This is a genomic window from Nocardia sputi, from assembly GCF_023501985.1.
The window spans coordinates 1-23,587 of record NZ_JAMFLC010000049.1; the positions used below are offsets into that span (position 1 = coordinate 1).

Genomic DNA, 23,587 nt, shown 5'->3' on the forward strand with positions numbered 1-23,587 from the left:
AGCCCATCCAGATGCGGGAACAGGACCGCCATCGGTCCAAGATCAGAACACCGGCCACATGATCGATTATCAAGCGCGCGTTGGCAATCCGGGTCGGGTCAATCACGCAAACCGTGCCAGATCCAGTATTGGGCCGGAATCGACAAAGGCCGCTACTGGTGACGGTAGGTCGAGAAAGGTCGCAACCTCGACACCGGCGGGGAAGCTATCCAACTCGCTCACGATTCTTCGCCCGCGGCCCAGGACGGACTCAACGATCTCACGGAATGCGCTGATATCGAACAGTAAAAGAGCCGATTACCGGCAGGGCGTGCACCGGTACACCGATGGCATGCACAAGATGCAGTGGCGCCTCCCGGCGCGCCGCCATCGCCGCACCCCAGCGGATGGCAGCTAGCGACGCTGGAGAGCCGTCGACACCGACACGCTCAGCAGCGGCCCAGTTGCTCGTCATCGGCGCTCGAGGTTTGGATCCGTTGGAGCGCGTGTTATTCGGGTCGGTCGGCGTCGGTCTGATCAAGCACGCCGAATGTCCGGCCGCTGTCATACCGGCTGCCGCGGCGACAATGACGCCGTCGTCCCACCTGCCGGTACTGGTGGGCGTAGATGGTTCGCGCTGTAGCACTCGCGCGGTTGCGATCGCATTCGACGAAGCGACGAGCAGGAACGTAGGGCTGGTGGCGGTAACGACATGGTCCGCTCGAAATGGGGCGACCACGCCGCCCAACACAGCGCAGCAGCGAGCCGAGGCGGTTCTCGACGAAGCCCTGGCGAGCTTCACCGACAAGTATCCGGATGTCTGCGTAGATCGGTCGTCATCGAAGGCCGCCCGACGCAGCGGCTGCAGGAGGCGTCCCGGCACGCGCAACTGGTCCGTACTCGGTAGCCGTGGACGTGGCGGAATTACCGGCGCCACGCTCGGTTCGGTCAGTCAAGCGGTACTGCAAGCCAGCCGCATCCCGGTCCTCATCGCTCCATGTCGACAATGACCGCCCTCGTACGCACCACAGTCCGACCCGCCGGGCACGCACTCGGACGAGAGCGAACATGTCGGGTAGTGAACGCCCGCGAGCATCGTCGCAGCAAGCTGCCCCTTCCGCCGCTATGGGTGGTGCTGGTAGACGTCGGGTATTCCGTCGTTGTCGTCGTCGCGGGTTTCTGTTTCGGCGATGCGCCGGTAGGTTCGGTTGCGTAGCCGCAACACCACCGCGGCCAGGAGTGCGGCGGTGAGGGTGCCGATGAGTACCCCGATGCGGACGTGATCCTCCCGCGACGGGTCGCCTGCGAAGGCGAGTTCGCCGATGAGCAGTGACACGGTGAATCCGATCCCACCCAGCAGCGCGACCCCGGCCACGTCGATCCAGCGCAGGTCGGTATCGAGTTCGGCGCGGGTGAGCTTCGCGGTCAGATAAGTGGTGGCGAGGATGCCGAACGCTTTCCCGCATACCAGCCCGACGGCGATACCGAGTGTGACCCGGTCGGCGAGGGATTCGACCAGCCCGTTCAGCCCTCCGATGGTGACCCCTGCGGCCAGGAACGCGAATACCGGCACCGCGACAGCAGCGGAGATCGGCCGCAGGCGGTGCTCGAACTGTTCGGCGAGTCCTCGGCGTGCCGGGTTGCCCGGATCGTCGTCGCGGGATTTGTGGAGCACGGGAACGGTGAAGCCGAGCAGTACCCCGGCGACGGTGGCGTGGACGCCGGACTGGTGGACCAGCCACCAGGTGAGCAAGGCAAGTGGCACCAGAAGCCAGAACGAGCGGATCCTGCGTTGCACCGCGGTAGCGAACGCGACCAGTGGGATGGCCGCGAGCCCGAGGTAGGGCAGGTGTAGTTCGTCGGTGTAGAAGATCGCGATCACCGTCACCGCGAGCAGATCATCGACCACCGCGAGGGTGAGCAGGAAGGTCCGTAACGCCGTCGGCAGATGCGAACTGACGACCGCCAGGACAGCGAGGGCGAACGCGATATCGGTAGCGGTGGGAATCGCCCATCCGTTCACCGCGCCGTCGTTGCCGAGGTTGAACGCGATGAAGATCAGGGCGGGGCCGGCCATTCCTCCGACCGCCGCCACCACGGGCAGCGCAGCGCGGCGCGGATCCCGCAGATCACCGGCCACGAACTCGCGTTTGAGCTCGAGTCCGACCACGAAGAAGAACACCGCGAGCAACCCGTCGGCCGCCCATGCCTCCAACGGAAGATGCAAATGCAGGCTTTCGGGACCGAGCTGAAAGTCGCGCAGCCTCTCGTACGCGCCCGACCACGGCGTATTGGCCCAGATCAAGCCGATGGCCGAGGCCACGATCAGCAGGACACCACCAGCGGTCTCGGTCCGCAAGATCGCCGCGACCCGCCGCGTCTCAGGCCAGGAACCACGCGCAAACAAACGTAGCCGGGACTCGGGGGCAGTCATTTCGAAGTCCGCCTCTCATGAATTCCTGCGGCGGCACGTCCGCGCCAGTCGGCAACCGGCCGCAGCCCCATACCGCGGCGGGGAGCTACAGCAGCACAGGCAGGACCACCGGTAATGCACACGTGGGCAGCGTCCGCCGGTGGGCCGGAATCAGAGACGCCGCCCAACGTCCTCGGACCCGAGGTCCTGCGTCGTATGGCTCTCGCTCGCTGCAGCATCATGGTGCGCCCATCAACTGGTCGGCCCGAACCCGCAACCGGGCCGGGTTTGCCGACCAGACTTCCCGGCGCTCCGCCTGTAAAGATGCCGCATAGACACCCAGACACGCAAACCGACCCACCCGCATCGATCGCGCGCCAACCACTGAGGTGTGCTACCAGCCGGCCGCCGGCTCGATGTTCAATGACGTGTCAGCACAATCATGTGTCGGCTAGGACTGGTTCCCGCGTTCAGCGTTAAGACTCGACGTGGTCGAGGATCGCGGTTCGGGCGATGGCCCAGGCCGGTGAGGTGGCGTCGGTGAACTCGGCGTGGCCGGTGCCGGGCAGCACCCGCAGTTCGGCGGCATTGCCGGCGCGAGTCGCCGCGCTGATGTAGCGGCGGCTGTGTTCGAGGGCTACCACGCGGTCGGTGTCGCCGTGCACGGCGGTGACGCGCAGGCCGGTCGGCAGGTGAGCGATGGGTGAGGCGAAGTCATAGCGGTCGGGCACCTCGCTGGGTGAGCCGCCGAGCAGTTTCCGCACAAACCCATCACGCCCGTTGGTCACAGCGAACTCCAGGTCCAGCACGGCGGCCATGAGGGTGACGCTGCGGATACGTATCTCTGTGGCGGTCTTCACCGACGCTGCGCCGCGCCGGCCGCAGATCCAGGCGGCCAGGTGTCCGCCGGCGGAGTACCCGCCCAGGTGGACCAGCTGCGGGTCCAGCAGGTTACCGACGCGGGACTGCGGTAGCACTGCGCGCGCCCACAGGGCCCGGGTGCCGGCTGTGGAGTTTCTCGAGTCATCGTGTCCGGCTCCGTCACCCCGTCTCCTGCGTGATCCTCCAGGAGGGTTCGTTCGGTGGTGTACAAGAGCCGGCCATGACAGGGCAATTCTCTTATCACGGGCAATGAAACCCGCCGACGCTGGTCATCTACTCGGGTACGCGAACGCGCGGTCGGACTGCTGCACGGCCCGCATGGCATTCTCGGGCCCTACTCGGTGTCGGGCCCCGTCGGTCACTGCCGGACGTCGCCGCCAGCGCCCGCCTCGACCGACGGGATGCCATTTGCTTCGGGCGCAGGTTTACGGCATCTTTACTAGTGGTGCGCCGGGAAGTCTGGTCGGCAACTCGACCCTGATGGTGGGTTGAGTCATACGGCGATCAGGAGCTGATTGTGCACCTGCCGGAGTCCACATCTTGATTGGACCGGGGTTTCTCGCCGACGCCATCGTCGGCTGTCCATGCTCGGGCATCGTCGCGACGGCCGCAGACGCCGCTGTCGTTCCGAGCTTCCATACGCACGCCACCATGATCACTGGCTCACGGCCATTGACCCTTACCGATGCCGCTGCCGCTGGCGCTCGACCCCGGACTCTCACCCCACAGCCGCACCAGTTCCGGCTCCCTGCCGTCTGCCCTTTCATGAGGGACCGTCCGGATATTCACGCCCGTCCCGCCGCACGCGAAGGAAACCAGGTTCATGACATCGAGTGATCACAACAGCGCACGGCTCGAGCACCTGCGCATGGCGCTGGGATGGGATCCGGTCCGGCGCAGCTGGTTCGGCTTGAACGCCAAAGACATCGACTTGAACGCGGCGGCATTGCTGTTCGCCGATAAGCAGATCACCGATGTGGTCTATCACCAGCAACTCAGCTCGCGAGACGGCTCGGTGCGCCACCTCGGTGACAGCACCACCGGGGAAGGCAAGGGCGACAACGAGGTCATCACCGTCGATCTGAGCCGCATCCAACCGCAGGTGACCACCGTCATTTTCCTCGTCACCTGCTACACCGGGCAGACCTTCGGCCAGATCGAGAACGCGTTCTGCCGGGTGGTCGACACCATCTCCGATGCCGAGATCGCCCGTCACGACCTCAGCGCAGAGGCATCCCACACCGGCCTGGTGATGGGCAAGGTGTCCCGCACCGATGGAATATGGCACTTCGAGCCGATTTACCAGGCCATCCAGGCACAACATCCCGTCGAGGCGATCGCCCACCTGAACCGGTTCTTGACCTGATCAGCCCCTCCCCGCATGGCCGAACGAAGTCGGCCCCGAACAGGCCATGAGGCGGCGAGCGATCGAGCACCGGCGTACGCCGAACCCGACACCCGGAGGTGACAACGGATGTCCCGATTGCGCTCGATTCGGTTGACAGTCATGCAGATCAATCCCTGCAGCCCCAACCCGTTGGTGCGCGGCACCGATCGCCTGGAATCCGCCATCCGGATCCTGGCCATCCTCACATGCCTCGTCGCGATCCCGGTCGCGGCGGCAGCGGGCCACGAAGACTACACAGTGGCCGCCGAACGCATCCGAATCGACAACGCAACCAAGGTCGCAGTCACCGCGACAATCACCCTGGAACCCAGCCGCACCCGCCGGATATCGATAGCGGAAGTCGGTTGGATGCACGACGGGATGCCCGGCAGCGCCACCATCGTCGTGCCCACCACTTCGGTGCGCGGCCACTCGATAGCGATCTGGCTCGGCGCCGATGCCACTCCCACCACGCCCCCAGTCAAACCAGCACGCGCGGTCATGCTCGGAATCGGCGCCGCCACCGTCGTGCTGATCCAGTTCTGGGTTACCGCGCTGATGCTCGTGATAGCCACCCGTTGGTGTGTCACCAGATATCAGCGCCAGCTATGGGAGAGGCACTGGGAAAACCTCGATGCCGACGCCACATGAAGCGCCTTCTTCGATCCGCATCCGAGCTGCGCCATACTGTTGGGCCGACCGTAGACCCGCGAGAGCCTGATCGCGGCCTACGGTACACGCCGCCCAGATGGGGTTTGTTTCAGCCGCGGTGTAGCCCGGGCTTGTTCAGCCGTGGACCTGCTGGGGAATCGGCCCGGGAGGCGGGTTCCACAGGTCCTGGCGCGTCGGCTACGCGGCGCTGGTTGTCTCCTCCGGCGGCTCTGGCATCGACCTCACGTCGCGCGAAGGCGATATCGCGTGCGCTCCGCACCGACAATCGGCCGAGCGAGGCCGCGGCGAAGAACAGGATCAGCGCACCGAGACCATAGAAATACGTCAGTTGTAGTACGGCACGTTTGAGATCGGAGGTGGCGACGGGGTCACCGGCATCCCCGATTCCCAGCGGCCCCGCCAGTTGCGGCCCGATCACGAACCACACGCCCGCCGCCACTGCCAGCCACCCGCCGAAACTCGCCACAAGTCGATTACGGCTCACCAACATGAGCAATCCACCGATGGCCGCGGTGACGCCGGGCAATACCTGGAGCCACCCGCGCGCCGCCGTCCACACCCATGGCTCGTCCGGAGTGAATGCGAAATCGAAAGACGGTCCGATGAACGGGATCAGCGCACCCCAAATCCCCAGGAGTAGCACCGCGAGCCCGCCGAGGGCTCCACGGCTACGTGGAATCCGAAGCCTACGGCCGCCTCCTGCAGAAACATTGTCGTCGACGTCCCTCATTGAGGTTCACCCCGGGTAGTGGACACCGAGTTAGCAGGATCGATGGTTCTGCTGGTAAGGATGTTTGCTGTGCCTCCTCGTAAACGTCGGTCGTATACGACCGAGTACAAGGTCGAGGCTGCTCATCGGGTGATCGACACTGGTCGCACGATCGCCGATGTGGCCCGAGAGCTGGGGATCGACGCCGGGATGCTGAGTACCTGGGTCAGAGACGAACGCCGCCGCGTCGAGGCAGCCACCGGGCAGGGCGAGGAACCGTTGTCGGCGCCGGAACGCGCCGAACTACAGGCGCTGCGAAAGCGAGTCGCCGAGCAGGACAAGGACATTGCCTTCCTCAAAAAAGCCTCGGCGTACTTTGCCGCGATGCAGAACAACCGGCCCGGTTCGATCTGATGGCGAAGTACGCCGCCCCCGACACCGCGGCGGTTGCCCACACCGCCGGGACTCCCACCGCGCCGCGACGGTTCGGTGTCGCCCGGATGGCGCGGCTTCTCGAGGTCTCGGCCTCGGGGTTCTACGCGTGGCGTAAACGCCGGGCCGCGACAGCGCCCACACCCCGGCAGCGGCGCCGTGCGGATCTGACGATGAAGATCCTGGACGTGCACGCCGATTCCGAGGGCACCTACGGGTCACCGCGGATCACCGACGAGCTGCGTGAGCGCGGGGAAAGGGTGAGCGCCAAGACCGTCGCGAAGATCATGGCCGAGATCGGGATCGAGGGCATCAGCCCGCGCACGTTCAAGGTCGCGACCACGGTCGTCGACCAGGGCGCGTCGTTCCCGCCGGACCTGGTGGCACGCGCGTTCGACCAGGGCCGCCCCGATGCCGTGTGGACCACCGATTTCACGTATCTGAGCTACGGTGAGGGCGAGATGTATCTGTGCGCGATCCGCGACGGGCACACCCGCCGCGTCCTCGGTCACCTCGTGGCCGACCATATCGGCGCCGACGTGGTCGCAAACGTCATCGAGCAGGCCGTCAACACGCGCGGCGGACAGGTCGCCGACACGATTCTGCATTCCGACCGCGGCGGCGAATTCACCGCCACCTTGACCGCGCAAACCTGCGCCCGCCACGGGCTGCGCCGCTCCATGGGCGCCACCGGCATCTGCTGGGACAACAGTCCCGCCGAATCGCTGTGGTCCACCTTCAAACACGAGTTCTACTACCGCCACACCTTCACCCACAAGACCGAACTCGTTGCCGCGGTTGACAAATGGATTCATCGATACAACATTTCCCGGCGACACTCCTCGATCGGCGGGATCAGTCCCCTCCGCTACGAACAGTCAATATCGACAGACGCGGCGAACGCCGCGTAACCAACTGTCCACCATTCGGGGTGAACCTCACATGACGCCTCCATTCGTCGAAGTAGGTGCATGTTTCGCCTACCCCTTGCCCGCCGCGATACGCACGACCACCGCAGCCGAGATCCACAGCCTCCGGTGCGCGCGAAGGAGCATGCCTGCGCAGGTATGCGCGTAGAGCGCTGGATGGACCGCTTGATAAGCCCGACAAGCGGCAGCGGCGGACACTCGCCCAGGCCGCAGTGCCCAGCTCGGCGCTGAGTTTCCGAGCAGTCGCCGGCGAGGTCGGCGATCACGCGAGTTCCCAGCCGTCATTCGATCGCCGTCTTCACCGTGGCTGGCTACCCACTCTGGAACGTCGAGGATGCCTGAAGCTGCACGCCTTCCTTCTCGCAGTCGCGTCGCCATTTGCAGGCGGCGAGGGCGCCGCAGTGTGGCGACGCCCTCGCGCGTGGTCAGTTGGCCAGGTCGCGCTGGTTGAAACGAAGGAGGCCGGCCCCGACCAGGACCACCGAGATCACATCCAGGACGGCGGCGTCGGTCCATTGGATTCCGTTGCGCAGCGGTTCTCCGCCGATGTAGTAGTGGAACGGCGAGAGATACTTCAGCCAGTCGGCATTGATGACACCGGCGAGGCTGTTGGCGGCGTAGGCGAGCACTCCGGCGCCCGCGGTTCCAGCGAGGACCGGGCCGCGCCTTCCGGTCGCGGCGCCGACCCCGATCGCCAAGGCGCCGAAGACGATTGCCAGCAGTATCAGGTTGAGGCTTTGGGCGGCGAACTCGCCGATGCTGATCGAATCGAGATCGGCTGACGAGCGAATCGCCATCATTCCGAGCAAGACCGTCACTCCGATCGCCACGGCTAGAACGCGTTTTCATCTGTCTGATGTCCCTTTGTCCCCTTATGGTGATGACACGGTCATCGCTAATTGATGACATGGGGTCGGGAACCCCCTCCCTTCCAGCGTGGCCTGGCCTTTTGTCGTTTGGAGTATGAGGATTCGATCCTCCGACCCCCAGTTCGGGGCAGCGTAACCGCAATCGGATTCGCGGGGTACGGCCCTCGGCATTGGAGTCGATTCGGATTCGGGAGATCTTTTGTGAGCCGTTGCCTTTGATGCGTGTGCCTTCATCGCTGATGGCGAGTTGCCTCGATTCGAGTTCCTCTCCGCGCGCCTGGTTCGACAATGCGCTGCTGCGAGGGCAGCTGCGCCGCAGCACGATCCCTCGACCACGCGGAAGACCGGTACGGTCTCGCCTGGCGGACTAACGGGGCTCTGCGCCGATCCTCGTCCGGCCCCCTATGCGGGTATCGCACCGATTTCGTTGGCTGACCAGCCGGGGCAGGGCGACATGCCACGCGTCCTGAGCGGATCTCGCCCGCTGGGATTGTCGGTGCGCCTGGCCTGCGGGTTGGTAAAGTCTGTCGCCGGTGTGCCGGGAAGTCTGGTCGGCGATCGCTGAGCCTTGCCTAGTTCCCGAAAGGCCCGTCGATGAGGTCAGCCGCTAAAACGCACACCGGATTGTCGCAGTTGATGCACAGCCGCCCTGTGCTGCTGTTCGCATTCGCCTTCGCTGTGATGGCCGACCCGGTGTCTTCGGTTGCCTACGCGATCGAGGCCGCGCTGCGCGCCCTGAACGGCGACCTCGCGCTCCTGCTGCCGACGATGGGACTGGTCGTCGCGATCGTGGTGCTGGTTATCGTCAACTACCACCAATTGGTGGCCCGCTATCCCCAGGGTGGTGGCGCGGCGGCGGCCACCGGGGAGGCGTTCGGCGAGGACATGGCGTTCGTGCCTATCGGCGCGTTGATCGTGGATTTCGTACTCACTATCGCCATCAGCTCCGCGGCCGGGGCGTCGGCGATCATCGCGTTCGTGCCCGCACTGGCTCCGTGGCGGGTGCCGATCGCGCTGCTGTTGGTGGTGGCTGTCGCCAGCGGAACCTGGTTCGGGCATGTGGGCCGTACGGTGTTCGCGGTCATGACGGTGGCGTTTATCGTGCTGGCCGTCGCGGTCCTGGGCTTCGGGCTGTTCGCCCAGCCGCACCCGTCCGGCGTCACCAGCGCCGACCCCGGGCATTCGCCGGTGCTGGCTGTGGCGCTGGCGTTTCCGGTGGCGATGGCGCTGGCCACCGGCATCGAGGCCCCTTCTTCGGCGATCGCCCAGCTCGGGCAGCTCGACGACCCGGGCCGGCGTCGCTTCGGCCAGGTGACGCTGTGGCTGACGCTGGGCGTGGTCGGGACCATCACGCTGGGACTGACCGCCCAATCGGTTTGGCTGGGCATCGGCGTCCCCCACGAGGACACCACCCAGATCGCCGAACTCGCCCGCGCGGTCGCGCCGGCCCCGGTGTTCGGCGCCTTTCAGGCCATGACCGCGCTGCTGCTGCTCTCGGCGGCCAGCTCCTCGTTCCAGGCCGGCCCCGGGTTGCTCAAAGCCCTTGCGAGTCAACGTCATGCGAGCGTTGCGAGCACCGGCATCCTGCCCAGTCGGCTGGGCCGCATCAACGTCCACCACACTCCGTACTGGGGTGTGGTGGTGTTCTTGCTGGCCTCCGGCGCGGTCATCACCGCAGCCGGCGGACGCGACCAGGAACTGGTCCTGTTCTACGCCGCATCGGTGTTCGTCAGCTTCCTGTCCGGTCTGATCGCGATGTCCCGCTTCTCGCTACGTGAGCGCCGCACCGGCTTGTTCGTTGTCAACCTCGTCGGAGCGCTGGCGGTCGGGTTCACCCTGGCGGTCACCTCACCCGGGGCGGCCCGATCATCTCCATTGGCGCTTCGCTGCTCATCGCGCTGGTGTTGTACCGCCTGTGGGTTGGGTCGGGGCGTCCGCGGGGAGTCCGGAACGTCGCCGCCGACGCCGAGGCGGTCACGGAGTCGTGACAGCGCCGGTTGTCACTCCGATGACGTAACCGATCCGGTCCGGTCGGACTCTACCGGCCGGCGCCTGGCATCGGACCTGTCGTGACTTCCGTACTCGTCAACATCGCCCGCGCCCATTCGGCCTCCGTCCCGGTGTGAGCTGCCGGGACTGGGTACTCGAGCACCCGACGGGCAAGCAAGGGTGTTCCGGGACTGGCAGGACAACCCTATTTGGATGGTGGAGCTGGGCGCCGCGTCGGCGGGCGGTACCGAAATCACGTTTTCGCCTGTTGATCCGAGGCTGTCGACCCTCGACCTGAGCGGTGATTCTTGCGTCCTCGAATCCCTTGTCGGATAACAGCCATAGCGGATAACAGCGAGATTCCGACGGCGAGTATCGCAGACCATGTGAGGCTGTGAGTGGCGTAGGAAACTTGGCGGAACCCAGGTGCCGGATAGTTGTCGTGGCCCCTGGCCCACCGGATCAGCAATCCGACCTGGGTGCCCGGATCCCGGGCTGTCGCATAGGAAACCACTCGCGTCAGTTCATCGCCCTTGCTGTTCAGGTAGAGCGCGGTGGCGGTGGTGAAGATTGCGACGAGCGCCATGGCAACGATCACCAGGTGGGTGAGCGCCGCGGTGCGGGTCACCGTGTTGACCGCCACGCTGCACACCGCGATGATGATCGCGACGCTGGTGAGGATGCCCCACGTTCCACTGGCTTTCGGATTGGGTACCGACGTTTGCGCCCAGAGATCGACCCAGAAGGTGGTCACGTGGATCCGTCCGAAGGCGTTCGCGTGGATCACGCCGTCCGTCCCGCCGGTGCCTGTGGTCAGCCACGGCTGAAACAGAAGGACAAAGGTGATGACGCAGCCGACCGCGGCACACAGGTAGACACAGTTCCCGCGGAGTGCGGCCCCCAGCCACTTTCCTCCAAGAGTAGGCCGTAGACGTGCGCCACCCCGTCGCCGTCGTGATATCCGATCAGTCTGGTGGGGCTGTTCGAGTCGCGCTTTTCTGTTCTGCCAAGGCGTCGGGTGCACGATTTTCCAGCCTATGAGCTGGGCTGTATGGATTCCGTCAAGGACGAAAGCCCTGCGCAATAAGGATTCGTCAAACCCTCAGGGGTACAGCCACAAGTCCCAGGCTAGGCAGGCGACGGCCGCGGTCACTGCGCCGAGGCCGATTGCGCTCACGATCGCCCACACGCCACCCTCGCCGATGCCGGCGAGCAACCCTAGTAGCGCGACCGCCACGGTCAGCGCCGGTGCGAGGTAGCGGTACCTGGTCAGGAATGCACGCAACTCTCGGGTCTCTGTCCGTGACGCGGGCGAGTCGTGTCCGTCGGCATGGTCGGCTCTGCGTGCCATCAGTTCCTCGGTTCTCGCCGTCCGGTCTCGGACCGACGGATTCGGCGGTCAGGACCGGTGCCGGATTCGGCTGGCTGGTTGCCGAATCGGTGCGATGCAGGGTTTCGCCGCAGCCACCAAGACTCGCCCTCCGCAGCATGAGCCTGCACGCGTGCGAACCCGGTCACCAGTGTTGGCGCGACTATCGACATCGTCCTGTCCGATTCCGGATCGTCGTCCGCCACTGTGCCTGCCGACGCACTGTCCGCGCAGTAATCTTGACGAAATCCTGACGCTCACCCTCGGTTCCTTGACGAGATGCCGAGGCCCGCTCGGCCGGTCGTGGCATGAGAACGGTGGGCAGCCGGGGCAGTTCGAGTCGGTGTGGGTGGGAAGGGCGGCGATTCGGATGTAGAAGCCGTCGATCTGTTGGATCGTGTCCATGAACCGGTCGAGGTCGACTGGTTTGGTGACGTAGACGTTGGCGCGAACCGATAGCTGGACAGGATGCGTTCTTCCAGGCCGGAGGTAGTGAGAACTACGACCGGGATCGATGACAGTGTCGTGTCGGTTTTGATCTGTTCGAGGACCGTCGTATTTCGGCAGGTTCAGGTCCAGCAGTCGATCCGGGTTGGCCGGGATTACTCCTGGAATCGGTAGCCCATGCCCGCTTCGGTGAGCAGATGCTGGGGGTGAGAGGGGTCGTCCTCCAGTTTGCGGCGCAGTTGCGCCAGGTAGACGCGCAGGTAGTGGGTCTCGGTGGCGTAGGACGGGCCCCACACCTCTCGCAGCAGCTCCCGCCGCCCGACCAGCTTTCCCCTGTTGCGCACCAGCATCTCGAGCATGCCCCACTCGGTGGGAGTCAGGTGCACGGCCTCGCCGCGCTTGGTGACCTTCTTGGCGGCCAGGTCGACGGTGAACGATTCGGTGGTCACCACAGGAGCCGAGGCGTCGGGATCGGTGGCGCCGCGGCGGACCGCGGCGCGCAGCCGAGCCAGCAGCTCGTCCATGCCGAAGGGTTTGGTGACGTAGTCGTCGGCGCCCGCATCCAGCGCTTCGACCTTGTCGGTGGAATCCGTACGCGCCGACAACACGATCACCGGAGCCGAGGTCCATCCGCGCAACCCGGCGAGCACCTCGATGCCGTCCATGTCGGGCAATCCCAGGTCGAGGATCACGACGTCCGGATGCCGGTCGGCAGCCGCGCGCAGGCCCGCGCCACCGGACGCGGCGGTGATCACCTCGTAGCCTCGGACCGAGAGATTGATCCGCAACGCGCGCACGATCTGTGGTTCGTCATCGACGACGAGCACCTTGGTCGCCACCGCCTCGGGCGTCTTCGTCACAACCGCCGCCTCCTGTGTCGTCACCGGCACCTCATTCACCCGCGCTCGACGTCTCGTGCGCGATCTCGCCGCCGGTGCCGTTCGCGTTCGGCGGCTCGGCGCCGCCGGGCAAATCGACCAGCATGGTCAATCCTCCACCCGGCGTCGGCTCGGCGTGCACCGTGCCGCCCATGGCTTCGATGAATCCGCGCACCACCGACAGTCCGAGCCCGACTCCGGCGGTGTTGTCCCGGTCGCCGAGCCGCTGGAACGGTTCGAACAGCTGCTCCTCGGTGCCGTGCGGCACGCCGGGGCCGGTGTCGACGACAGCGATCGAGACCCGGTCGCCGGTGCGTTCCGCAGTGACCCGGATCGTGCCCGCGCGTGGCGCGTGGCGCAGCGCGTTGTCCAGCAAGTTGGCCAGCACCCGTTCCAGCAGGCCGCTGTCGGCGCGCACCGAGACGTCGCCGACCTCGACCCGGACCCGGTCCATCGCCGCGCGCCGCAACCCGCGCGCGCCCATCCCGACGCTCACCAGTGCGCGGTGCACCGCCTCGTCCAGGTAGACCCGCCGCGGCTGCGGCGTGATCACGCCGACCGCCAGCCGGGAGGAGTCGAGCAGATTGCCGACCAGCGCGGTGAGCTGATCCACCGATTCCTCGATCGTCTCCAGCAGTTCGGCGGTGTCCTTCGGAGAGAACTCGACGTCGTCGCTGCGCAGGCTGGACACCGCCGCCTTGGCTCCGGCCAGCGGGGTACGTAGGTCGTGGCTGACCGCGGAGAGCAACGCCCGCCGCAGGCGATCGGCCTCCAGCACGGCAGCGGCGGCGCCCGCCTCCTCGGCCAGACGCGCCTGCCGCACCAAGGCGACGGCCTGGTTGGTCACCGCGTTGAGCACCGGGCGATCGGCCGCGGCCAGTGGACGGCCCGCGAGCAGCAGCCAGTGGCGGGCATCGCCCGCTTCGACAACGGTGTCCGCCTCGGAGGGCTGCTGCGGCGGATCGGCGCCCACCTGGGCCAGCACCTGGTCACCTGCCATCAGGGCGAGCGCACGCTGCGCGAAGACCTCCCGGATCTGCTCGAGCAGCCGAGGCAGATCCGCGCCGTACAGTATCGCGCCGGAGAACATGGTCAGCAGCTCGGCTTGCCGGGAGGCCTTGCGTGCTTGACCGGTTCGCTTCGCGGCCAGATCGACCAGCGCCGCCACCGCGACGGCGACGATCAGCAGTACCACGACGGTGATGAAACTGTTCGGCTCGGCAATGGTCAGGCTGTAGTGGGGCGGCGCGAAGAACCAGTTCAACAGCAGGCCCGACAGCAGCGCCGAGAGCGATGCGGGCACGACGCCGCCCAGCAGCGCCACCGCGACCACACCCACGACGAACACCGCGCTGATGCCGCCGAGATCCAGCACTTCATCGAGGTAGGCGGCGCTGAGCGCGCAGACCAGCGCCGGCACGAGAACCGCCGCGAGCCACGCGGCCACGGGGCGGCGCGGGCGCAGCGCCGAGTACCGCAACCCGCGGTGGGCTTGTTCGTGCGTCACCATGTGCACGTCGATCTTGCCGGATCGCTGCACCACGGTGGAGCCGATGCCCTCGTCGAACATTCGCGCCCAGCGCGAGCGACGCGACGTGCCGAGCACGAGCTGGGTGGCGTTCGCCTCGCGGGCGAACTCGAGCAACGCGGTGGGCACGTCCTCCCCGGTGACGGTATGCAGCGAGGCGCCCAGACTGGCCGCCAGCTCACGCAGCCGGGCCAGCCGCTCGGTGGAAACCCCAGCCAAGCCGTCGCCGCACACCACGTGCACGACGATCAGGTCGGCGCTGGATTTGGTGGCGATCCGGCTGGCCCGGCGCACGATTGTCTCCGATTCCGGGCCGCCGGTCACCGCCACCACGACGCGTTCGCGTGCCTCCCACAGCTCGGTGATCCGGTGGTCGGCCCGGTATTTCGCCAGCGCGGCGTCGACCTGGTCGGCCAGCCACAGCAGCGCCAGTTCGCGCAGCGCGGTGAGGTTTCCCGCGCGGAAGTAGTTGCGCAGCGCCGCGTCGATGCGCTCGGCGGCGTACACGTTGCCGTGGGACAGCCTGCGCCGCAACGCTTCCGGGGTGATGTCGACCAGCTCCACCTGATCCGCGCCGCGTACCACCGCGTCCGGCACGGTTTCGCGCTGCTGGATACCGGTGATCTGCTCGACGACATCGTTGAGGCTCTCGAGATGCTGCACGTTGACCGTGGAGATCACGTCGATGCCCGCGTCGAGCAATTCCGCCACGTCCTGCCAGCGTTTCTGGTGCTTGCTGCCGGGCGCGTTGGTGTGCGCCAGCTCGTCGACCAGCACCACCGCCGGAGCGCGCCGCAGCACCGCGTCGACGTCGAGTTCCGGGAAGGTGCTGCCGCGATACTCGATCGGTTTCGGTGGAATGTGCTCGATGCCTGCGAGCAATTGCTCGGTCTTGCGCCTGCCGTGTGTTTCGACCACCGCCGCCACCACGTCGCGGCCGCGCTCCAGCCGTCGGTGCGCCTCGCCGAGCATGGCGTAGGTCTTACCGACTCCCGGCGCGGCGCCGAGGTAGATACGCAGCTGACCGCGTTTCACCTGTTCATCATCGCGCGCTTAGCTTCCTCGGCCGTACCGACCGAGGTCGCTGCGGCGCGCTGTGCCGGGTGTCCGGACCGCGCCACTCGCACGTCACCGCCGCGCACCGTAAGCATCGATCACCACGATCTGGCGGGCGCGTGCCTGTTCTCGAGTTCCGAGCGCGCGGATGATCAGCGCGCAGCAGATGAACAAGACGACTACGGCTACTGCCGACATGACGATTTTCTCCTCCCACCCGCCGGGTGATTCCCGGTCGCACCGGCGTAGTCCCCGGGCCGGGTCCTCCACTTCTACCTTCGTCGCACATGCGGACCCCGATTTTTACGGGCTGTTGACGGTCTACCTCCATTCCTTGACGCGTTGCTTGCGGGCGTCGCTCCGACTGTCAACGAACCGCAAATGCCATGAACCGGGGCGTCAAGAAACCGTCAGGGAGTGACCAGCAGAGCCGAACGGGCGCTTCACTCGCTCTGTCGCGCCAAAGCATGGCGCGCGGATGGAGGTTGTCGAGTCATGTCGGTCGTCGTGTTCACCGTGCTCACCGTGGTGGCGTTCGCGCTGCTGGGGCTGGTCCAGCGCGGGGTGGAGAATTTGTGACCGCGAACCTGATCGGTCTGGTTCTCGCCGTCGGCGTGGCGCTCTACCTGGTCGCGGCGCTGCTGTTCCCCGAAAGGTTCTGAGTGAGCACGACAACCGCCGGGGTCGTCTTCGTGGCCTCACTGATCCTGGCGCTCGCGCTGGTGCACGTGCCGCTGGGCGACTACATGTACCGGGTGTACGAGGGACGTCGGCACTTTCGCGCCGAACGCCTCGTCTACCGCGTGATAGGGGCGCAACCCGACGTCGAGCAGCCGTGGCCGGTGTACGCACGCAGCGTCCTGGCCTTCTCCGCGGTCGGCATTCTCTTCCTGTTCTTCTTCCAACTCCTGCAAGACAGATTGCCGCTGCACCTGAACGATCCGGGCACCGAGATGACGCCCGCGCTGGCCTGGAACACCGCGGTCAGCTTCGTGACCAACACCAACTGGCAGAACTACTCCGGTGAGTCCACCCAGGGCCATCTGGTGCAGATGGCTGGGCTGGCGGTGCAGAACTTCGTCTCGGCGGCCGTCGGCATGGCGGTGGCGGTGGCGCTGGTGCGCGGGTTCGCCCGCCGGCACACCGGCGACCTCGGCAACTTCTGGGTGGACCTGGTGCGCGGCACCCTGCGTATCCTGCTGCCGATCGCATTCGTGTTCGCGCTCGTGCTGGTGGCGGGTGGTGCGATACAGAACTTCCACCTGCACGACCAAGTGGGGCAAACCCTCAACGGCACCCAGCAGGCCATCACCGGCGGCCCGGTCGCCAGCCAAGAGGTGATCAAAGAACTCGGCACCAACGGCGGTGGTTTCTACAACACCAACTCCGCCCACCCGTTCGAGAACCCGACCACCTGGACCAACTGGGTGGAGATCTTCCTGCTGCTGGTGATCAGCTTCTCGCTGCCGCGCACCTTCGGCCGGATGGTGGGCAGCCGTAGGCAGGGCTACGCGATCGTCGCGGTGATGGGCACGATCGCGCTGCTCAGCGTGACGTTGACCAATGTGTTCCAGCTGCGGCACCACGGCACCGTGCCGACCGCGATCGGCGCCTCGACCGAAGGCGTGGAACAGCGTTTCGGCGTATCGAATTCGGCCACCTTCGCCGCGGCGACCACGCTTACCTCCACCGGCGCGGTCGATTCGTCCCATGACTCCTCCACCAGCCTCGGCGGTCTGATGCTGTTGTTCAACATGCAGCTGGGCGAGGTCGCGCCCGGCGGTACCGGCTCGGGCCTGTACGGCATGCTGATCCTGGCGGTGATCACCGTGTTCGTTGCCGGACTGATGGTGGGGCGCACACCGGAGTACCTGGGGAAGAAGATCACGCCGCGCGAAATCAAGCTCGCCGCGTCGTATTTCCTGATCAGCCCGCTGATCGTGCTGGTCGGCACGGCGGTGGCCGTGGCGCTGCCCGGCCAGCGCGCGAGCATGCTGAACACCGGGCCGCATGGTCTGTCGGAGGTGCTCTACGCCTTCACCTCGGCGGCCAACAACAACGGCTCGGCGTTCGCGGGCCTGACCGGCAACACCGAGTGGTACAACACCGCCCTGGGCCTGGCGATGCTTGTCGGTCGCTTCCTGCCGATCATCTTCGTGCTCGCCCTTGCCGGTTCACTGGCGCGGCAAGGCACCACTCCCGCGTCGATCGGCACGCTGCCGACGCACCGGCCACAGTTCGTCGGCATGGTCGTCGGCGTGACGGTCATCCTGGTCGCGCTCACCTTCCTGCCCGTGCTCGCACTCGGGCCGCTCGCCGAAGGAATCCACTGACATGTCCGGTCCCGTCATCGATGAGAACGTCGCCGCGCAGACCGTGCGCGCGCGTCCGCGGCGGGGCACGAGCGTCCCGAGTGGAGTGCTCGACCCGAAGCTGCTGCTGACCTCGTTGCCGGACGCGGTCCGCAAGCTCGATCCCCGCACCCTTTGGCGCAACCCGGTGATGCTGATCGTCGAGCTGGGCGCGATGTGGTCGACCATTCTCGCGCTGGTCGACCCGACCTTCTTCGCCTGGGCGATCGTCGTATGGCTCTGGCTCACCGTGATCTTCGCCAACCTGGCCGAGGCCATCGCCGAAGGCCGGGGAAAAGCCCAGGCAGACACGTTGCGCAAAGCCAAGACCGACACCATCGCGCGGCGGCTGGTCGATTGGTCGCCGGGCGCGCGGATGGTCGAAGAATCCGTCGCCGCGCCCGAGTTGCGCCGCGGCGATCACGTCGTGGTCGAGGCCGGGGAGGTGATCCCCGGCGACGGTGACGTGGTAGAGGGCATCGCCTCGGTAGACGAGTCCGCGATCACCGGCGAATCCGCGCCGGTGATCAGGGAATCCGGCGGTGACCGTTCGGCGGTGACCGGGGGCACCACCGTGCTGTCGGACCGGATCATCGTGCGGATCACCCAGGAACCGGGCCGCAGTTTCATCGACAAGATGATCGCGCTGGTGGAAGGCGCGAGCAGGCAGAAGACGCCGAACGAGATCGCGCTGAACATCCTGCTGGCGGCGCTGACGATCATCTTCGTCTTCTCGGTCGTCACGTTGCAGCCGATGGCGATCTTCAGCAAGGCGAACAACCCAGGGGTGCCGGACACCGCCGCGCTGGACGTGCACGGCGTCACCGGCATCGTGCTGGTTTCGTTGCTGGTGTGCCTGATCCCCACCACCATCGGCGCACTGCTGTCGGCCATCGGCATCGCGGGAATGGACCGCCTGGTGCAGCGCAACGTGCTGGCCATGTCCGGCCGCGCCGTCGAGGCCGCCGGAGACGTGAACACGCTGCTGCTGGACAAGACCGGCACCATCACCCTCGGCAACCGCCAAGCCACGGACTTCGTCCCAGTGCCTGGCGTGAGCAAGGACCAATTGGCCGACGCCGCCCAACTGTCCAGCCTCGCCGACGAGACGCCGGAGGGCCGCTCCATCGTCGTCTACGCCAAACAGGCCCACGGTCTGCGTGAGCGGACGCCGGGCGAGCTGACCCACGCGCACTGGGTCGAGTTCACCGCCCAGACCCGGATGTCGGGCGTCGACCTGGACGGCCGACAGTTGCGCAAAGGCGCGGCGAGCGCAGTGACCGAATGGGTGCGTTCCCGAGGCGGCGTGGTGCCCGACCAGCTCGGCGCGACCGTCGACGGCATCTCTGCGGCAGGCGGCACGCCGTTGGTGGTCGGTCAGGTCACCGATGGAGCGGCTGCGGTGCTCGGCGTGGTCCACCTCAAGGACGTGGTGAAGCAGGGCATGCGGGAGCGTTTCGACGAGATGCGCCGGATGGGCATCCGCACGGTGATGATCACCGGCGACAACCCGTTGACCGCCAGAGCGATCGCCGACGAAGCAGGCGTCGACGACTTCCTCGCCGAGGCCACGCCGGAGGACAAGCTGGCGCTGATCAAGAAGGAACAGCAGGGCGGGCGGCTGGTCGCGATGACCGGCGACGGAACCAACGACGCGCCCGCCCTCGCGCAGGCCGACGTGGGCGTCGCGATGAACACCGGTACCTCGGCAGCCAAAGAGGCGGGCAACATGGTCGATCTGGACTCCGATCCGACCAAACTGATCGAGATCGTGGAGATCGGCAAACAGTTGCTCATCACCCGCGGCGCGCTAACGACGTTCTCCATCGCCAACGACATCGCCAAGTACTTCGCGATCATCCCCGCGTTGTTCGTGCCGTTGTTTCCCGGTCTCGACCTGCTCAACATCATGCGGCTGGCCAGTCCGCAGTCGGCGATCCTGTCCGCGGTGATCTTCAACGCCGTCGTCATCGTGGCATTGATCCCGTTGGCGCTGCGCGGCGTACGTTACCGGCCGTCGAACGCGTCGAAGTTGCTCAGCCGCAACCTGACCGTTTACGGGCTCGGCGGCATCATCGCGCCGTTCCTCGGCGTCAAACTCATCGACCTCGTGGTCCGATTCCTCCCCGGGATGTCCTGATATGCGCTATTCGACCTGGATCCGGCAACATCTCGCCGCGCTTCGCGCGCTGCTGGCGCTCACGGTGGTCACCGGAATCGTGTACCCCCTGGCGGTCTTCGCGGTCGCGCAGCTGCCCGGACTGCGCGAGAAAGCGGACGGTTCGCTGGTCGAGGTGAACGGAACGACCGTGGGCTCCGTCCTGATCGGGCAGTCGTTCACCGATGCCGACGGCGCCGCTCTGGTGCAGTACTTCCAGAGCCGTCCGTCGGCTGCCGGCGACGGGTACGATCCGATGTCGACCGCCGCGAGCAATCTCGGACCGGAGGACGTCGTCGACGCCCCGGCACGCGCGAGCCTGCTCACCACGGTGTGTGCCCGAAGCAAGGAGGTCGGCGACCGTGAGGGGGTCGACGGCAGCCGTCCGTTCTGCACGAAAGACGGTGTGGGCGCAGTGCTCTCGATCATCGGCCCGCGCGACTCCGACGGAGATGTATCGCAGCCGGTGCAAGTCGTCAGCGTGAACCAGGCATGCCCGGCGACGCCGTTCCTGCACACCTATCGGGGCGTGCGGGTCGACTGCGCAGAACCGGGCCGGAGTTACTCGGCCGGCCGCATCGTGCCGATCCATGGCGATGCTCCCATCGACCCAGCGGTACCCGCCGACGCCGTCACCGCCAGCGGCAGCGGGTTGGACCCGCACATCTCTCCGGAGTACGCGGCCATCCAGGTTACTCGCGTCGCCAAGGCGCGCGGCGTTTCCGAACAGCAGGTGCGCATGCTGGTAGACGAACACACCAGCAGGCGGACTCTGCGGTTCCTCGGCGAGCATCGCGTGAACGTGCTTCAGCTGAACATCGAGTTGGACCACCGCTATCCGTACCGCGCATGAGAGGACGTGTCAGCTCATGCGCTGCAGGAACAGCGGCGAGATCCGGCGCGCCACTGCATGGGCAATCGCGTCCAGCGCGGGGGTTGGCGGCGATAAGGTGTACGGCGGTGTGCCGGGAAGTCTGGTCGGCGCGTTGTTGGTGCGTGTGCGGCCGGGAGGTTCGGTGATCGGAAGTGCGGCAGCGGCCCAGTGTCGGGGATGGTCACGTCAAGACATCTACTGCAGGCCGGTACGGACCTTGGTCAGGCTGCGGTGAGGCCGGTGCCGCAGGGGCGGCGTTCCTCGGATATAGGCGTGTTGGCGTCGCGTCCCGGATTCGGTCTGGTCGGTGTGGTGCGGGTACCGCATCAGGTCAGCAGCCCGTTGGCGGCTATCGCCCGCCGGATTGGGTACGCGGTGGCGGCGCTGACGGCCACCGTGCTGGTGGTGTACTCAGGGCGCGAGGGATACACCGATTCCCATGATGGACAGCTGTCGCTGCTGGACTGTGTCTATTACGCGACGGTGTCACTGTCGACGACCGGGTACGGCGACATCGCTCCGGCGACACCGACCGCACGATTGGTCAACATCTTCGTCGTGACCCCATTGCGAGTGTTCTTTCTGATCGTGCTGGTCGGCACGACATTGGCTGTGCTGACCGAGGACTCGCGCCAAAGCTTGCGAATCCGGTCCTGGCGGCGCCGTGTGCGTGGACACACAGTGGTGGTCGGTTACGGCACCAAAGGCCGTGCGGCCGTGGAAGCGATGCTCGAGGAGGGCGCTCGGCGATCATCGATCGTCGTCATCGACACCGCGCCGGAGGCAGTCGAGGCTGCGGCCGGGCGCGGCGTGGTCACGGTGCGGGGGTCGGGCACCGCGTCGGAAACGCTGCAGCTGGCGGTGGTGAGCCGGAGTGCGGCAGTGGTAGTCGCTGTGGGACGCGACGACACCGCGGTGCTGTCCACCCTTACCGCCCGCCACCTCGCACCGGCGGTGCGGATCGCGGTGGCGGTACGCCAGAGCGAGAACTCTGAGCTGGTGCGTCGCTGCGGTGCCGAGGTGGTGGTGGTGGTGTCATCGCAGACCACGGGCCGGTTGATGGGTGTGGCTACCGGCGCTCCGCGGGTGGTCGAGTTGATAGAGGATCTGCTCAGCCCGGAGGACGGCTTTGCTGTCGCTCAGCGACCCGCCGAACCGCACGAAATCGGCCTGACCCCGAGGGAGTTGCCCGACATCGTGCTCGGCATCGTCCGCGAGGGACAGCGCCTGCGCACGGCCACCCGCCAACCACCCGCCGTGGCCGTCGGCGACGAACTGCTGTATATCCACCGGGTCACCACCCAGCAATGACCCGTCCCGTGGGCCAGCGGCTACGGCGAACTCTGCGGTCCGCCGTAGCCTGAGAAGTTCTCGGCGACCAAGTCTGCCACCACGTGAAAGTGTTCAGGCGGGGCGGACCACAGGCCAGGGATGCCGTCGCAACAGTCCGGAGACCGACTTCTCCGGCAATTGGTATTTCGCGGCAATCGCTACGGGACCGACCACTTGCTGCCTACAGCATCCGGCGCGGCGTGCTCATCGCTTTGGCACGCCGCAGCGACACCCGTGACCACACCGCCTGCTGCACTGCCACAGTCGCCCAACCTGCCAGTGCCATTCCCGACAGGTTGACCACGAGTTGCAGGACGCTGCCCCAGACGGCCGACCCGACACCGAAAGCAGCGCCGAGTGCGATATTGCCCGCGGCCGGCACGGTGGTGACAGAGATGAATACCCCGGCCAGCCCTCCCGCCTTGGCGGAGGTCAGCGCCAGCACTCCGGCGGCGGCAGCGACGACGGCGACGATGAACGACCATTTGTCGGGTGTGTAGATGAAGGCTGTCCCAGGCCGCGGGCCGGTGACGTCTTCTACGGTGATCCAGCCCAGCCCGCGCCCGAGCAGCGCCAGGGTGAAGGTGATCGCGATCGCGGTGGCGAAGCCGAGCAGCAGCGTGCGGACAGCGAGCCCGAACAAGGCGAATCGGCGACGTACCAGCGCGACTCCGAGTGCGGCGATGGCGCCGAACTCCGGCCCGAGGACCATCGCCCCGATTACCAGAATCTGACTGTCCAACACGATCGCGATCGCGGCGATCACGGTGGCGAAGGTCATGAAACTGAGATAGGTCCAGTTCAGCTCGGTTTCCTCATACGAGCGCTGGGCCACATCAGCCCATACCACCGCGTCTGCGCTGCTACCGGGGGTGCGTACCTCGCAATCGAACCCGCTGCGAGACAGCCAGGTACGCACCGGCTCGATCTCGATAGTGCCCACCCGGTGCAATCCGATCGCGCGCAACCGCTGGATCAATTCGTTGGCCGCCTCACGCGCCACGTCGGCCACCAGCATGTCACCCTTGGGCCGCAGCGCAGCGCCGCGCATCACCGCCAGGCCGCTGACGGCATCGTCCTGTTCCAGAATTCGGATCACGTCATCGGTCATCTCGCTCGGAGCCAGCATTCGCAGTCGCAACACCCAGATAGTGTGCCGCGTCTTTCCGCTGGCATCGGCACCATCCGCCCCAACGATCGACTCAACCTAGTTGTACTGACCACGGACGTTGGTAGCGGCGTGTCGGGCTGACATGGCGAAGACCTCCGGGTGAAGTGCGAGCTGTCTAGGAACGCATTCACCTGCCGGAGGTCTTCGTGTCCCACCGTAATG

General features: G+C 66.5%; 23 protein-coding genes and 1 pseudogene. 12 read left to right on the forward strand and 12 right to left on the reverse strand.

The genetic code is table 11. The annotated features are described in order from the left end of the window. Positions 1-259 precede the first annotated feature (259 nt). The gene (locus M8859_RS35805) at positions 260-454 is read right to left on the reverse strand and encodes a universal stress protein (protein WP_195072264.1); all 195 of its coding nucleotides are present in this window, start codon (positions 452-454) and stop codon (positions 260-262) included. On the opposite strand from M8859_RS35805, the gene M8859_RS37860 reads away from it, so the two are divergent. Further along, positions 387-989: a universal stress protein gene (locus M8859_RS37860; RefSeq protein ID WP_372492975.1), complete on the forward strand. Its 603-nt coding sequence runs from the start codon at positions 387-389 to the stop codon at positions 987-989. The genes M8859_RS35805 and M8859_RS37860 overlap by 68 nt on opposite strands. A gap of 113 nt (positions 990-1,102) precedes the next feature. On the opposite strand, the gene nhaA is transcribed toward M8859_RS37860, so the two are convergent. Together nhaA and M8859_RS35815 are read right to left on the reverse strand one after the other, a co-directional pair. Then, a complete protein-coding gene (nhaA, locus tag M8859_RS35810; RefSeq protein WP_195072262.1) occupies positions 1,103-2,413 on the reverse strand; it encodes a Na+/H+ antiporter NhaA in 1,311 nt (436 codons plus the stop codon). Positions 2,414-2,868: 455 nt separating this feature from the next. Beyond that, positions 2,869-3,369, reverse strand: a complete 501-nt coding sequence (locus tag M8859_RS35815; RefSeq protein ID WP_249645603.1) for an alpha/beta hydrolase family protein — start codon at positions 3,367-3,369, stop codon at positions 2,869-2,871. A 728-nt stretch (positions 3,370-4,097) separates the two neighbouring features. Here M8859_RS35815 and M8859_RS35820 point away from each other — a divergent pair. Beyond that, the gene (locus M8859_RS35820; RefSeq protein WP_195072260.1) at positions 4,098-4,640 is read left to right on the forward strand and encodes a TerD family protein; all 543 of its coding nucleotides are present in this window, start codon (positions 4,098-4,100) and stop codon (positions 4,638-4,640) included. 141 nt (positions 4,641-4,781) lie between these two features. Beyond that, positions 4,782-5,312, forward strand: a complete 531-nt coding sequence (locus tag M8859_RS35825; protein WP_195072259.1) for an Rv1733c family protein — start codon at positions 4,782-4,784, stop codon at positions 5,310-5,312. A gap of 109 nt (positions 5,313-5,421) precedes the next feature. Here the strand turns inward: M8859_RS35825 and M8859_RS35830 are convergent, their stop codons facing one another. Next, positions 5,422-6,063 (reverse strand): hypothetical protein, encoded by a 642-nt coding sequence (locus tag M8859_RS35830; protein WP_195072258.1) that lies wholly within the window; start codon positions 6,061-6,063, stop codon positions 5,422-5,424. Positions 6,064-6,105: 42 nt separating this feature from the next. Here M8859_RS35830 and M8859_RS35835 point away from each other — a divergent pair, with 42 nt between their 5' ends. Then, positions 6,106-6,456, forward strand: coding sequence for a transposase (locus tag M8859_RS35835; protein WP_195072257.1), 351 nt, complete (start codon positions 6,106-6,108; stop codon positions 6,454-6,456). Further along, a complete protein-coding gene (locus M8859_RS35840) occupies positions 6,456-7,385 on the forward strand; it encodes an IS3 family transposase (RefSeq protein ID WP_195072256.1) in 930 nt (309 codons plus the stop codon). The genes M8859_RS35835 and M8859_RS35840 overlap by 1 nt, the downstream gene beginning before the upstream one ends. Positions 7,386-7,828: 443 nt before the next feature. Here M8859_RS35840 and M8859_RS35845 read toward each other — a convergent pair whose 3' ends face one another. Beyond that, entirely contained in the window at positions 7,829-8,221 is a 393-nt protein-coding gene (locus tag M8859_RS35845; protein ID WP_195072255.1) for a hypothetical protein, read from the reverse strand. Positions 8,222-8,866: 645 nt separating this feature from the next. Here M8859_RS35845 and M8859_RS35850 point away from each other — a divergent pair. Beyond that, a complete protein-coding gene (locus M8859_RS35850; protein WP_249645604.1) occupies positions 8,867-10,345 on the forward strand; it encodes an APC family permease in 1,479 nt (492 codons plus the stop codon). A 169-nt stretch (positions 10,346-10,514) separates the two neighbouring features. Here the strand turns inward: M8859_RS35850 and M8859_RS35855 are convergent, their stop codons facing one another. The 6 genes and pseudogenes from M8859_RS35855 to M8859_RS37110 form a co-directional block, all read right to left on the reverse strand. Further along, a complete protein-coding gene (locus M8859_RS35855; protein WP_195072254.1) occupies positions 10,515-11,015 on the reverse strand; it encodes a hypothetical protein in 501 nt (166 codons plus the stop codon). A gap of 348 nt (positions 11,016-11,363) precedes the next feature. Then, on the reverse strand, positions 11,364-11,612 hold the full coding sequence (locus M8859_RS35860) for a hypothetical protein (RefSeq protein WP_159930228.1): 249 nt from the start codon (positions 11,610-11,612) through the stop codon (positions 11,364-11,366). 369 nt (positions 11,613-11,981) lie between these two features. Further along, positions 11,982-12,212: pseudogene (locus M8859_RS35865) on the reverse strand (response regulator); the annotation flags it as partial. A gap of 20 nt (positions 12,213-12,232) precedes the next feature. After that, positions 12,233-12,961 carry a response regulator gene (locus tag M8859_RS35870; protein WP_308221261.1) on the reverse strand — a complete coding sequence of 243 codons (729 nt, stop codon included), beginning with the start codon at positions 12,959-12,961 and terminating at the stop codon, positions 12,233-12,235. A 7-nt stretch (positions 12,962-12,968) separates the two neighbouring features. Then, on the reverse strand, positions 12,969-15,518 hold the full coding sequence (locus tag M8859_RS35875; RefSeq protein ID WP_195072252.1) for a sensor histidine kinase: 2,550 nt from the start codon (positions 15,516-15,518) through the stop codon (positions 12,969-12,971). Between the two features lie 93 nt (positions 15,519-15,611). After that, positions 15,612-15,737, reverse strand: coding sequence for a hypothetical protein (locus M8859_RS37110; protein ID WP_283780388.1), 126 nt, complete (start codon positions 15,735-15,737; stop codon positions 15,612-15,614). A gap of 219 nt (positions 15,738-15,956) precedes the next feature. On the opposite strand from M8859_RS37110, the gene M8859_RS37425 reads away from it, so the two are divergent. From M8859_RS37425 to M8859_RS35905, 6 genes are all read left to right on the forward strand, one after another. Then, positions 15,957-16,118, forward strand: a complete 162-nt coding sequence (locus M8859_RS37425) for a hypothetical protein (protein WP_249645609.1) — start codon at positions 15,957-15,959, stop codon at positions 16,116-16,118. Continuing rightward, positions 16,115-16,201, forward strand: a complete 87-nt coding sequence (gene kdpF / locus M8859_RS37430) for a K(+)-transporting ATPase subunit F (protein WP_223522075.1) — start codon at positions 16,115-16,117, stop codon at positions 16,199-16,201. Before M8859_RS37425 ends, kdpF begins: the two co-directional genes overlap by 4 nt. Continuing rightward, positions 16,202-17,872 carry a potassium-transporting ATPase subunit KdpA gene (gene kdpA / locus M8859_RS35890; protein WP_249645605.1) on the forward strand — a complete coding sequence of 557 codons (1,671 nt, stop codon included), beginning with the start codon at positions 16,202-16,204 and terminating at the stop codon, positions 17,870-17,872. Position 17,873: 1 nt separating this feature from the next. After that, positions 17,874-20,030: a potassium-transporting ATPase subunit KdpB gene (kdpB, locus tag M8859_RS35895; RefSeq protein ID WP_195072250.1), complete on the forward strand. Its 2,157-nt coding sequence runs from the start codon at positions 17,874-17,876 to the stop codon at positions 20,028-20,030. Between the two features lies 1 nt (position 20,031). Next, the gene (locus M8859_RS35900; protein ID WP_159930233.1) at positions 20,032-20,901 is read left to right on the forward strand and encodes a potassium-transporting ATPase subunit C; all 870 of its coding nucleotides are present in this window, start codon (positions 20,032-20,034) and stop codon (positions 20,899-20,901) included. A 294-nt stretch (positions 20,902-21,195) separates the two neighbouring features. Further along, entirely contained in the window at positions 21,196-22,233 is a 1,038-nt protein-coding gene (locus tag M8859_RS35905) for a potassium channel family protein (RefSeq protein ID WP_249645606.1), read from the forward strand. 202 nt (positions 22,234-22,435) lie between these two features. Here M8859_RS35905 and M8859_RS35910 read toward each other — a convergent pair whose 3' ends face one another. After that, positions 22,436-23,398, reverse strand: a complete 963-nt coding sequence (locus tag M8859_RS35910; RefSeq protein ID WP_249645607.1) for a DUF389 domain-containing protein — start codon at positions 23,396-23,398, stop codon at positions 22,436-22,438. Positions 23,399-23,587: the final 189 nt, after the last annotated feature.